This window comes from Azotobacter bryophylli (genome assembly GCF_042643485.1).
In the GTDB taxonomy this organism is placed as follows: Bacteria; Pseudomonadota; Gammaproteobacteria; order Pseudomonadales; family Pseudomonadaceae; genus Azotobacter; species Azotobacter bryophylli.
On the sequence record NZ_JBHRSJ010000031.1, the window covers coordinates 93,180 to 105,304 of the forward strand.

At 66.9% G+C, this 12,125-nt stretch carries 10 protein-coding genes; 6 read left to right on the top strand and 4 right to left on the bottom strand.

Annotation, left to right across the window (positions count from 1 at the left end):
* Position 1 precedes the first annotated feature (1 nt).
* Both ACFOJE_RS15325 and ACFOJE_RS15330 read left to right on the top strand, forming a co-directional pair.
* Complete coding sequence (locus ACFOJE_RS15325) at positions 2–1,237, top strand: glycosyltransferase (protein WP_377815343.1); 1,236 nt, start codon at positions 2–4, stop codon at positions 1,235–1,237.
* 91 nt (positions 1,238–1,328) lie between these two features.
* Positions 1,329–2,606 (top strand): glycosyltransferase, encoded by a 1,278-nt coding sequence (locus ACFOJE_RS15330; RefSeq protein ID WP_377815344.1) that lies wholly within the window; start codon positions 1,329–1,331, stop codon positions 2,604–2,606.
* On the opposite strand, the gene ACFOJE_RS15335 is transcribed toward ACFOJE_RS15330, so the two are convergent.
* Entirely contained in the window at positions 2,594–3,601 is a 1,008-nt protein-coding gene (locus ACFOJE_RS15335) for an NAD-dependent epimerase (RefSeq protein WP_377815345.1), read from the bottom strand. The two genes, ACFOJE_RS15330 and ACFOJE_RS15335, sit on opposite strands and share 13 nt — an antisense overlap.
* Positions 3,602–3,807: 206 nt before the next feature.
* Positions 3,808–6,657, bottom strand: a complete 2,850-nt coding sequence (gene rapA / locus ACFOJE_RS15340; protein WP_377815346.1) for an RNA polymerase-associated protein RapA — start codon at positions 6,655–6,657, stop codon at positions 3,808–3,810.
* A gap of 155 nt (positions 6,658–6,812) precedes the next feature.
* Between rapA and ACFOJE_RS15345 the strand changes: the two genes are divergently transcribed.
* From ACFOJE_RS15345 to ccoM, 3 genes are all read left to right on the top strand, one after another.
* Positions 6,813–7,409 (top strand): alpha-ketoglutarate-dependent dioxygenase AlkB family protein, encoded by a 597-nt coding sequence (locus tag ACFOJE_RS15345; protein ID WP_377815347.1) that lies wholly within the window; start codon positions 6,813–6,815, stop codon positions 7,407–7,409.
* A complete protein-coding gene (locus tag ACFOJE_RS15350) occupies positions 7,406–7,567 on the top strand; it encodes a hypothetical protein (protein ID WP_377815348.1) in 162 nt (53 codons plus the stop codon). The genes ACFOJE_RS15345 and ACFOJE_RS15350 overlap by 4 nt, the downstream gene beginning before the upstream one ends.
* A 317-nt stretch (positions 7,568–7,884) precedes the next feature.
* Positions 7,885–7,995, top strand: a complete 111-nt coding sequence (ccoM, locus tag ACFOJE_RS15355; RefSeq protein WP_377815349.1) for a cytochrome c oxidase subunit CcoM — start codon at positions 7,885–7,887, stop codon at positions 7,993–7,995.
* Between the two features lie 118 nt (positions 7,996–8,113).
* Here ccoM and codA read toward each other — a convergent pair whose 3' ends face one another.
* Both codA and ACFOJE_RS15365 read right to left on the bottom strand, forming a co-directional pair.
* The gene (gene codA, locus ACFOJE_RS15360) at positions 8,114–9,382 is read right to left on the bottom strand and encodes a cytosine deaminase (protein ID WP_377815350.1); all 1,269 of its coding nucleotides are present in this window, start codon (positions 9,380–9,382) and stop codon (positions 8,114–8,116) included.
* Between the two features lie 138 nt (positions 9,383–9,520).
* Entirely contained in the window at positions 9,521–9,991 is a 471-nt protein-coding gene (locus ACFOJE_RS15365) for a MaoC family dehydratase (protein ID WP_377815351.1), read from the bottom strand.
* A 376-nt stretch (positions 9,992–10,367) separates the two neighbouring features.
* Between ACFOJE_RS15365 and ACFOJE_RS15370 the strand changes: the two genes are divergently transcribed.
* A complete protein-coding gene (locus ACFOJE_RS15370; RefSeq protein ID WP_377815352.1) occupies positions 10,368–12,065 on the top strand; it encodes a long-chain fatty acid--CoA ligase in 1,698 nt (565 codons plus the stop codon).
* Positions 12,066–12,125: the final 60 nt, after the last annotated feature.

Genomic DNA, 12,125 nt, shown 5'->3' on the forward strand with positions numbered 1-12,125 from the left:
CATGCCGCGGATAGCCCTGTACCTGCCCAATTTCGCCGGAGGCGGCATGGAGCGGGTCATGCTGCACCTGGCGGAGGGCTTTCTCGCCCGGGGGCATGAGGTCGATCTGCTGGTGAGCAGCGCCGAAGGCCCGTATCGGCATCGGGTCCCGGCAGCCGCCCGGATCGTGGTGCTCGAACGCGCGGGCTCGCTGAGTAGCCGCCTGTTGGCTCTGCGGGCGTCTGCCGCGTCCGACTGGCTGGCTCTGGCGCGGCCCGTACTCCTGGCACGCCGCTCCGGCAGGCAGCTGCTCTGTCTGGCGGCGCTGGTCCGCTACTTGGGTGAGCGGCGGCCGGACGCGCTGATCGCTGCCTATCCCTACTGCAACCTGAGCGCCATCTGGGCCAGGCGGCTGGCGCAGGTCGGCACCCGGGTGATGCTGACCGAGCACAACATGCTGTCGCGCAAGATCGCGGCCAAGGGACGCAAGGGCGCGCAGTGGCGCGAGTTGCCGCCCCTGATCGGGCGGGGCTACCGGCAGGCCGACGCCATCGTCGCGGTTTCCCGGGGCGTTGCGGATGACCTGGGCGTCACCGCGGGCTTGCCGCGCGAGCGGATCGAGATCGTCTACAACCCCGTGGTGACGGCCGAGCTGGCCGCCCTGGCCGCGGAGCCTGAACCGCATCCCTGGCTGGCCGGGTGCGGTGAGGTGCCGGTCATCGTCGCGGCCGGCCGCCTGGTGCCGCAGAAGAACTTTCCCCTCCTGCTCCATGCCTTCGCCCGGGTGCGCAAGGAGCGGCCGGCGCGGCTGCTGATCCTCGGCGAGGGGCCCGAGCGGCCGCAGCTCGAGGCGCTGCGGGACTCGCTCGGAATCGGCGAGGACGTGGCGCTACCCGGCTTTATCGGCAACCCTTATGCGGCTTTCGCCCGCGCGGCGCTGCTGGTCCTGTCGTCGGACTACGAGGGACTGGGCAACGTCCTGATCGAGGCCCTGGCCTGCGGCTGTCCGGTCGTGAGCACCGACTGTCCCAGCGGTCCGGCCGAGATCCTCGAGGGCGGGCGGTTCGGCGAACTGGTGCCGCCGAACGATGCCGCAGCCCTGAGCGCCGCCATCCTGCGCACCCTGGCCGATCCGCTGCCGGCGGACCGGCTGCGCGGGCGCGGCGCCGAGTTCGGCCTGGAGCGCAGCGTGGCGCGCTATCTCCAGCTGCTGCTGGCCGGGGCCGAGCCGGTCGAGGTCGAGCCCCGGAGGCTCTGAGACGGCTGACGCGGTCGCCGGGACGAGCGGGGCGAACGGGCGATCTGCCGGCAATGTCCCAGTTCTGCCGTGCTCATGAAAAGGATTTTCCATGACGGAACGTCAACGCCAGACGATAGCCATGCTCCTGCCCTCACTCGCCGCCGGCGGTGTCGGGCGCTCGATGCTGCGTCTGGCCGGAGCCTTCCGGGCGGCCGGCCATCCGGTGGATCTGCTGCTGTGCCGCGCCGAAGGCCCCTACCTGTCGGAGGTCCCGGCCGGCGTGCGGGTCGTCGCCCTGCGCCGGCAGAACGGCCTGTCCACCAGGCTGCAGCTCGCCCGCATGGACCCCGGCGGCATGGCGGCCCTGGCCCGCCCCGCGTTGCTGACCTGGCGGCCGGCTCCGGTGCAGCCCTACCTGGCCGACCTGGCCCGCTACCTGAAGAGAGAGCGCCCGGCGACGCTGCTCTCCGCGAAGACGCCCACCAACCTGTTGGCGCTCTGGGCGCGGCGTCTGAGCGGGGCTCCCACCCGTGTCGTGGTCAGCGAGCGCACCCAGCTGTCCCAGGCCATCGCCATGAGCCGTAAGTGGCGCTGGCGTCATATCGCCCGACTGGTCGCCCGGACCTATCCATGGGCCGATGCGATCGCCGCGGTTTCCAACGGGGTCGCCGACGACCTCGCCGCGACCACGGGGTTGCCGCGGGATCTGGTCACCACCGTCTACAACCCGGTGGTCACGCCCGGGTTGGCCGTCCTGGCCGGCGAGCGGGCACCCCATCCCTGGCTGGAGGACGGCGGAGCGCCGGTGATCGTCGCCGCCGGTCGCCTGGTGCCGCAGAAGAACTTCCCGCTCCTGCTACGCGCCTTCGCGCGGCTGCGCGAACGGCGGCCGGCGAGGTTGCTGATCTTCGGCGAAGGGCCCGGGCGCAAGGAGCTGGAGAGCCTGGCCCGTGCGCTCGGCATCGCTGGCGACCTCGCCCTGCCGGGCTTCGAGGCCAATCCCTATGCGGCCTTCGCCCGGGCCTCCCTGTTCGTCCTGTCGTCGGACTACGAAGGCCTGCCCAACGTCCTGATCGAAGCCATGGCCTGCGGCTGTCCGGTCGTGAGCACGGATTGCCCCAGCGGCCCGGCGGAGATCCTGCAGGGCGGTCGCTGGGGCGAGCTGGTGAGCCGCGACGATAGCGAGGCGCTGTGCGCCGCCATGCTGCGCACGCTCGAGGCACCGCTGCCCAAGGACGCCCTGCGCGCCCGGGGCGGCGAATTCACTTTGGAAAACAGCGCCAGGCACTACCGGGAGCTACTTCTGGGGACAGGAGACCGGGAGCGAGCGGCGAGCAGGGACAACTGGCTGCCCGGCCTCGCCGTTCGCGGCGATCAGACCCGGTAATAGCGTCGATACCACTCGACGAAGCGGCCGACCCCCGTGTCGATATCCGTCTGTGGCGTATAGCCGAGCAGGTTGTCGAGTCTGTCGGTGTCGGCATAGGTGTTCACCACGTCGCCGGCCTGCAGGGGCAGCAGGTTCTTGCGGGCGGCGATTCCCGTGGCTTTCTCGATGGCGGCGATCAGGTCCATCAGTTCGACGGGGCGGCTGTTGCCGATGTTGAACAGCCGGAAGGGCGCGCTGCTGCGGCCGGGGTCCGGCTGCGCGGGGTCGAAGTCCGGGCAGGGTTCGGCGACCCGGTCCAGCGTGCGGATCACCCCTTCGACGATGTCGTCGATGTAGGTGAAGTCGCGTTTCATCCGGCCCTGGTTGAACACGTCGATGGGGCGGCCCTCGAGGATGGCCTTGGTGAAGAGGAACAGCGCCATGTCGGGCCGGCCCCATGGTCCGTAGACCGTGAAGAAGCGCAGGCCGGTGGTCGGCAGGCCGTAGAGATGGCTGTAGGTGTGGGCCATCAGCTCGTTGGCCTTCTTGGTGGCGGCGTACAGGCTCACCGGATGATCGACGCCGTCGCTCTCGGAGAACGGCATCTTGGTGTTGCCGCCGTAAACGCTCGAGCTGGAAGCGTAGACCAGATGCCCGACTTGCGAATGCCGGCATCCCTCCAGGATGTTGACGAAGCCGACCAGGTTGCTGTCCACGTAGACGTGGGGATTCTGCAGCGAGTGGCGCACCCCGGCCTGGGCAGCCAGGTGCACGACCCGATCGAATCGCTCGCTGGCGAACAGCGCCTCGATCCCGGCGCGATCGCTCACGTCCAGGCGGACGAAGCGAAAGTCCGGGCTGGTCTCGAGGCGGGCCAGCCGGGCTTCTTTCAGATTCTGATCGTAGTAGGCGTTCAGGTTGTCGAGTCCGACGACCGTGTCGCCGCGAGCGAGCAGGCGCTCGGCGGTGTGCATCCCTATGAACCCGGCGGCGCCCGTGACCAGAATTTTCATGGCTACCCTTCGTTCGTTCCCATGCGTTTGCCGGAAAGCCGCGTAGCCCGCCGGGGTCGGCCTCAGAGCCTGTTCACGATCCCGCGAGCGAAGGCCAGGCAAGGCGAAATCGGTTGAGGATGTGGAGTTTACGCGTGGTAAACGAGCATTCCAAAACCGATTTCAACGTTGCATTGGCCGACGCGCAGCGGATCGTGAGCAGGTACTCAGCCGGCCACCATCACGCGAATCGCCTCCAGGCGCAGGGCGGCCTTGTCGAGCATGGCCAGACCTTCTTCCCGTTGCCAACGCAGGGCGTCCAGTTCGCTGTCGCGCACGCTGGGGTTGACCGCCTGCAGCGCGGTCAGACGCGCCAGCTCCTCGTCGAGGCTGGCCTTGAAGCGCTGCTTGGCCTCGTTGACGCGCTCGGCGTGGCGCGGCGCGATCTTGCTCTCGGCGATGGCGATCTGCTTGACCAGTACGTCGCGCTGGGCCTGCACGAACTTGTTGGCGCTGCTGCGCGGTACGCTTTCCAGCTGATCGTTGAGGGTATCGAAGGCGACCTTGGGCGCCAAGTCGTTGCCGTTGGCATCGAGCAGGCAGCGCAGCGCCATCGGCGCCAGGAAGCGGCCGAGCTGCAGGGCGCGCGGCGCCACCACCTCGCTGACGAACAACAGCTCCAGCAGCACGGTGCCGGGCTTGAGCGCCTTGTTCTTGATCAGCCCGACCGCGGTGTTGCCCATCGAGCCGGACAGGACCAGATCCATGCCGCCCTCGACCATCGGGTGCTCCCAGGTGAGGAACTGCATGTCCTCGCGGGCCAGGGCCTGATTGCGGTCGTAGGTGATGGTCACCGCCTCGTCGTCGCCCAGGGGGAAGCTGGAATCCAGCATCTTCTCGCTGGGCCTGAGGATCAGGGCGTTCTCCGAGTGGTCCTCGCTGTCGATGCCGAAGGCATTGAACAGCGCTTCCATGTAGATCGGCAGGGCGTACTGGTCGTCCTGCTCGAGGATGGCCTCGACCAGCGCCTCGCCCTCGCCGCCGCCGCGGGAGTTGAGCTCCAGCAGGCGGTCGCGTCCGGCGTGCAGTTCGCTCTCCAGACGCTCGCGCTCGGCGCGGGCATCCTGGACCAGCGCCTGCCAGGCCTCGTCGTCGCCGCCGTCGAGCAGCGGCAGCAGGCGCGGGCCAAACTGGTGCTGCAGGGCGCTCCCGGTGGGGCAGGTGGCGAGGAAGGCGTTGAGGGCCTGGTGGTACCAGTGGAACAGCCGCTCTTGGGCACTGTTCTCCAGATAGGGCACGTGCAGCTGGATGCAGTGCTTCTGACCGATGCGGTCGAGACGGCCGATGCGCTGTTCGAGCAGGTCCGGGTGGGCCGGCAGGTCGAACATCACCAGATGGTGGGCGAACTGGAAGTTGCGGCCCTCGCTGCCGATCTCCGAGCAGACCAGAACCTGGGCGCCGAACTCCTCGTCGGCGAAGTAGGCCGCCGCGCGGTCGCGCTCGAGGATGCTCATGCCCTCGTGGAACACCGTGGCCGGAATGCCGGAGCGCACTCGCAGGGCATCCTCCAGGTCCAGGGCGGTCTCGGCATGGGCGCAGATGACCAGCACCTTGTACTTCTTCAGCATCTTCAGGGTGTCGATCAGCCATTCGACGCGCGGGTCGAAGCGCCACCAGCGGTTTTGCTCGTCGCCGTCCTCCTGCTGGGACTGGAAGCCGACTTCCGGATACAGCTCGGCCTGTTCGCCGGCCGGCAGCTCCCGGTACTGGTCCGGGTTCGGCAGCGGGTAGGGGTGCAGCTGGCGCTCAGGGAAGCCCTGCACTGCGGCGCGGGTGTTGCGAAACAGCACGCGGCCGGTGCCGTGGCGATCGAGCAGCTCGCGGGTCAGGCGGGCGCTGGCTTCGATATCGCCGTCGGTGACCGCGGCGAGCAGGGCCTCGCCCTCGTCGCCGAGATAGCGGTGGATGGTAGCGTGGGCCTGCTCCGAGAGCCGTCCCTGGTCGAGCAGTTCCTGCACCGCTTCGGCCACCGGCTGGTAGTTGGCGCTCTCGGCGCGGAAGGCTTCCAGATCGTGGAAACGGTCCGGGTCGAGCAGACGCAGGCGGGCGAAGTGGCTTTCCTGGCCGAGCTGCTCGGGGGTGGCGGTGAGCAGCAGCACGCCGGGGATGACCTGGGCGAGCTGCTCGACCAGGGCGTACTCGGGGCTCGGCTGTTCCGGGTGCCAGACCAGGTGGTGCGCCTCGTCCACCACCATCAAGTCCCAGCCGGCGGCGAAGGCGGCGTCCTGGGCGAGCTCGGCGGAAGTCAGCCATTCCAGGGAGACCAGCGCCAGCTGGGTGTCCTCGAAGGGGTTGCTGGCATCGCTGGCGGCGAAGCGCTCGGCATCGAACAGCGCCACCTGCAGATTGAAGCGGCGGCGCATCTCCACCAGCCACTGGTGCTGGAGGTTCTCGGGAACCAGGATCAGCACGCGGTTGGCGCGCCCTGAGAGCAACTGGCGGTGGATGACGAGGCCGGCCTCGATGGTCTTGCCCAGACCCACCTCGTCGGCCAGCAGCACGCGCGGGGCGATGCGGTCGGCGACCTCGCGGGCGATGTGCAGCTGGTGGGCGATCGGCTGGGCGCGGGCGCCCACCAGGCCCCAGAGCGAGGACTGCAGCAGTTTGCTGCGGTGCTCCAGGGTGTGATAGCGCAGGCCGAACCAGGACAGCGGGTCGATCTGCCCGGCGAACAGGCGGTCGCTGGCCAGGCGGAACTGGATGAAGTTGGAGAGCTGGGTCTCCGGCAGGCTGCAGGTCTCGTTCTGTGCATCCAGGCCGTGGTAGACGAGCAGGCCGTCGAGGTCCTCGACTTCGCGGACGGTCATCTTCCAGCCGTCGAAATGGGTGATCTCGTCGCCGGGGGCGAAGCGCACGCGGGTCAGCGGGGCATTGCGCAGGGCGTATTGGCGAGTCTCGCCGGTGGCCGGATAGAGCACCGTGAGCAAGCGGGCGTCCGCCGTGAGGATGGTGCCAAGTCCGAGTTCTGCTTCGCTATCGCTGATCCAGCGTTGCCCCGGTTGATACTGCTGCGCCATGCCTGCCTCCGTGATGAAAAAGGCCGGATATGGTAGCGGAAATGTCCGCTATAGATCGACGTCGATCGCCGGCGGATAATTGGCAAGCGTAGCGCCCGCCAAGCGAACCCGCCTGTGCGGCCCGCCGAGAGGCCTGTTTCCGTCCGTCGTCCGCCATGACTCCGATCGATGCCGAACCCGTCCCTCTAGCCGATGCCGACCTGCGCTTCCTGCCGGATTGGCTGGATGCGTCGCGAGCCGATCGCTGGCTGGCGGCGCTGCTGGCCGAGACGCCCTGGGAGCAGCCGCAGGTGCGGCTCTACGGGCGCTCCTTCGCCGTACCGCGGCTGGTCGCCTGGTACGGCGACCCCGAAGCCCGTTACCGCTATTCCGGCCTGAGCCACGAGCCCCTGCCCTGGACGCCGCTTCTGGCGGAGATCCGGAGGGCTGTCGAAGAGGCCGTCGGCCAGCCGCTGAACGGCGTCCTGCTCAACCTCTATCGCGATGGCCGGGACTCCATGGGCTGGCACAGCGACGACGAGGCCGAGCTGGGCCGCAATCCGCTGATCGCCTCGCTCAGCCTGGGTGGTGCACGGCGTTTCGATCTGCGCCGGGCCGGGCAGGGGCGCATCGAGCATTCGCTGTGGTTGGGGCACGGCTCCCTGCTGGTCATGGCCGGCGCCACGCAGCATCATTGGCAGCACCAAGTGGCGAAGACGCGCAGACCCTGCGCGCCACGCCTGAATCTGACTTTCCGCCGGGTGCATATATGAGTTCCGATGAAAACCTGATCGACTTCGGCGCCGAGCGCAAAAAGCGTATTCATGATCTGCACGAAAAACGCTTGAACGAGGTTCGCGAGGCCTTCGCTCAAGCGCTTCCATTGCCCAAAGGGAAAAAGAAGCCCAAGGGAAAGCCGAAGAAACGCTGAACATGCGTTTGATATTGAAACGCAAGTAATCATCGTCTTCTTGGCAATTGTGTAATAGCGCGCCGATAACTTGGCGCCTTCCGCTTTGTTCATCTCGTTCGAACATAAGAAAGCGGCGGGCAATATTGCCTGAAATCCTTAGGAGCCGCGCCAATGGCGGTTTTCAGCTTCGATGTGGGTCGATTGGTTGATCCATGTCAGTAATTGGCCCAACTTCCTCTTGTCGGGGGAGTTGAAGTTGACCTCGATCAATTTTTCCCGCCATCGCTCCCGTTAACTTGAAGCCATCCAAGACGAACTGGCCAAGAGGAACAGCCATGTTTATCGATGATGTAGTGATGGCCGGAGTAGTAACGGTTGCATTGATGTTAGCCTTCTTCAGCGGAGTGGGTTACTTCATCTGGAAAGACTCGCACAAACGCAAGTAGAACCAAGTCTTTTCAGTCAAAAGAGCACGCAAGGCACTTCTGGGCGACTTTGTCGCCCTTTTTTTTGCCTGTTCAATATATAACTGGCCAGCCAGCAATCTGGTCTGGCGCAGTGTTCTCAGCGTGGCCGACGGTGCTCGATTCGCGCCGGCGTGCGCCTCATCAAGATTTCTCCATCGCGGATCGACACCAGCGCGTGGCCCTGGCTACGTAGCAGTTCGTAGTCGCTGTCCGCGGATAGGATCAGGAGATTGGCCGGCCGCCCGACTTCCAGGCCGTAGCGCTCGCCCAGGTGCAGGGTTTTGGCGCCGTTCCCGGTGACTAGGTCGAGGGCGCGCTGCAGATCGGCGTAGCCGAGCATGTGGCAGATGTGCAGGCCGGCCTCGAGGATGCGCAGGATGTTGCCGTTGCCCAGCGGATACCAGGGGTCGACGATGGAGTCCTGGCCGAAGCAGACGTTCAGCCCGGCGCGGTCCAGTTCGGCGACCCGGGTCAGGCCGCGGCGCTTGGGGAAGGTGTCGAAGCGTCCCTGCAGGTGGATGCTCTCGGTGGGGCAGGAGACGAAGTTGATCCGCGACTGCTTCAAGAGGCGGAACAGCTTGGAGCAGTAGGCGTTGTCCCAGGAGCCCATGGCCGTGGTGTGGCTGGCGGTGACCCGCTCGCCCATGCCGCGCACCCGCGCCTCCTCGGCCAGCACCTCGAGAAAGCGCGACTGCGGATCGTCGGTCTCGTCGCAATGCACGTCCACCAGGCAGCCGGTGCGTTCGGCCAGGTCCATGAGAAACCTGATCGAGCTGACGCCCTGCTCGCGGGTGTTCTCGAAGTGCGGGATGCCGCCGACCACGTCGGCGCCCAAGGCGATGGCCTCGGCCATCAGTTCGCGGCCGCCCCGGTAGGATTCGATGCCCTCCTGGGGGAAGGCGACGATCTGCAGATCGATCAGGTGGCGGGTTTCCTCGCGCACTTCCAGCATCGCCTTGAGCGCGGCCAGGGTCGGATCGGTAACGTCGACGTGGGTGCGCACGTGCTGGATGCCGTGCTCGACCAGCATGTCGATGGTCTTCTTCGCCCGCGTCTTGGTGTCCTCGCGGGTGACCAGCGCCTTGCGCTCGGCCCAGCGCTCGATGCCCTCGAACAGAGTGCCGCTCATGTTCCACGCCGGCTCGCCGGCGGTGAGGGTGGCATCCAGGTGGATGTGCGGTTCGACGAAGGGCGGCACCACCAGGTTGCCAGCAGCGTCCAGCTCGCCGCCGCCGCCGCCGCCGCCGCCGCCGCCGCCGCCGCCGGCCGGCGCCAGTTGTGCGGCTATGGCGGAGATGCGTGCGCCGTCCAGTTCGATGCGGTGGAGGCCTTCACGGCCGCGCAGGCGGGCATTGACGATCTTCATGGCGAACCTTCCTTCTGCTGTGCGGAGATGGCCGCCGATCCGGCGGGCCGGATCATTCAAGCAGCTGGCCGCGCATCTGGCGAGGGGACGGAAGGTCGGAGAGAGGCCCCGCCATGGCAGTGGGGCCGGAAGAGGGGGTCAGCCGATGCTGATCGGCGGCAGCTGCGGCAGCTCGACGCTCTGCTGGCGGCGCGGGGCGAGGATTTCCGCTTCGCCGTCGACCACCAGTTCGTCGTGCTGGTTGAACACGCGGGTGGCGATGCGCACGCGGAATTTCGGCAGTTTTTCGAGGATTTCCAGACGCACGGTGAGGGTGTCGCCGAGCTTCACCGCGCGGGTGAACTGCATGGTCTGGCCCAGGTAGATGGTGCCCGGCCCCGGCATGGTGCAGGCCACGGCCGCGCTGATCAGCGCGCCGCTGAACATGCCGTGGGCGATGCGCTCCTTGTACGGGCTGCGGGCGGCGAATTCGGGGTCCAGGTGCACCGGGTTGTGGTCGCCGGACATGGCGGCGAACAGCTGGATGTCTTTCTCCTCCACGGTCTTGCTGTAAGTGGCTTGCTGGCCGACTTCAAGATCGCCATAGGGGATGTTGGTAACCTGGCTCATGCGGTTTCCTTGAAAGGTGGTTGGGAATTTCACCGAATCCGAATCCGGTGCACTGGCAGGCCAAGGCAGAGCCCCGGCCTGCCGGCAACTGTTGTTCGTCGCGTCTGCTTTCTGCGAGCAATTCGTGGCGGGCCTTGATGACTTGTCTCCGCCCGCGGTCAAGGGCCGTGTCGGGCGAAGCCCTCTATTGTAGTGCCGCGGGCCGGCGTTTTCACGGGTTGACAACAGACGGGTGTCGGTCTGCGCGCAGCGGCCCGTCGTACCTTGGCCGGCATCGGGCAAAACTGCTACGCTCGGGACGGAATCTGTCTGTCGGTTGTCCCGCGTCGCACCAATAATAAAGTCCGCCCATGAAGCGGCTTACTGGGGTCATGGCATGATCGAAAACTTCTGGAAGGACAAGTATCCGGCCGGCGTTCCCAGCGAAATCGATCCCGACCTTTACCCGAACCTCTTGGCGGTACTGAAGACCGCCTGCCAGCGCTTCGCCGACAAGCCCGCCTTCAGCAATCTGGGCGAAACCCTCTCCTACGGCGAGCTGTACCGCCGCTCCGGCTCCTTCGCCGCCTACCTGCAAGGACTCGACGACCTCCGGCCGGGCGACCGCATCGCCATCCAGCTGCCGAACGTCCTGCAGTTTCCCGTGGCCGTGTTCGGCGCCCTGCGTGCCGGGCTGGTGGTGGTCAACACCAATCCGTTGTACACCGAGCGGGAAATGCTCCAGCAGTTCAACGATGCCGGGGCCAAGGCCTTGATCTGCCTGGCCAACAAGGCCGATCTGGTCGAGGCGGTACTGCCCAGGACGGGCATCCGCCACGTCATCGTCAGCGAGATCGGCGATCTGCTCTCGCCGATCCGGCGGCTGATGGTCAACGCCGTGGTGCGCTACGTGAAGCATCTGGTGCCGGAGTACCACCTGCCCCAGGCGGTGAAGTTCACCGACGCCCTGGCGCACGGCAAGCACCTGCCGTTGCGCGAGGTCGATCCGCCGAGCAGCGAGGTGGCCGTGCTGCAATACACCGGCGGCACCACCGGTATAGCCAAGGGCGCCATGCTCACCCACCGCAACCTGGTGGCCAACATGCTGCAATGCCAGGTCATGATCGCCGCGGGGCTGGGCGAGGGCTGCGAGACCGTCATCACCCCTCTGCCGCTGTACCACATCTACGCTTTCACCTTCCATTGCCTGGCGATGCTCGTCACCGGCAACCACAACGTGCTGATCACCAACCCGCGCGACTTGCCGGAAATGATCGAAGAGCTGAAGCGGTGGAGGTTCACCTGCTTCGTCGGCCTCAACACCCTGTTCGCCGCCCTGTGCAACAACGAGGAATTCCGCCGCCTGGACTTTTCCGCCCTGAAGCTGACCCTCTCCGGCGGCATGGCCCTGCAGCTGGCCACCGCCGAACGCTGGCGGGACATCACCGGCTGCAGCGTCTGCGAAGGCTACGGCCTGACCGAGGCCAGCCCGGTGGTCTCGGTCAACCCGTTCCGTCACTACCGGACGGGCACTATCGGCATGCCGATGCCCTCGACCCTGTGCAAGGTGCTCGACGAGCAGGGCAACGAGCCGCCCTTCGGCAGTCCCGGCGAGCTCTGCGTGAAGGGGCCGCAGGTGATGAAGGGCTACTGGCAGAACCCCGAGGCCACCGCCGCGGTGCTCGACGCCGACGGCTGGCTGAAGACCGGCGACATCGCGGTGATCCAGGAGGACGGCTACATCCGTCTGGTCGACCGCAAGAAGGACATGATCCTGGTCTCCGGCTTCAACGTCTTCCCCAACGAGCTCGAGGAAGTGCTCTCCACCCTGCCGGGCGTCGCCCAGTGCGCGGCCATCGGCGTGCCCGACCGTCTCTCCGGCGAGGCGATCAAGCTGCTGGTGGTGGCCGAGCCGGGCGCCAACCTGACCAAGGAGGACGTCAGACGGCACATGCGCGCCAACCTCGTCGGCTATAAGCGGCCGAAGTACGTGGAGTTCCGCGACAGTCTGCCGACCAGCAACGTCGGCAAGATCCTGCGGCGCGAGCTGCGGGAAGAGGAGCTGAAAAAGATCGGCGGGCAGCGGACCGCCTGAACGCCCGGCGGGCGACGGCGGCTGTCGTCGCCTGCCGGGGAAATCTGCGACAATTCCCCC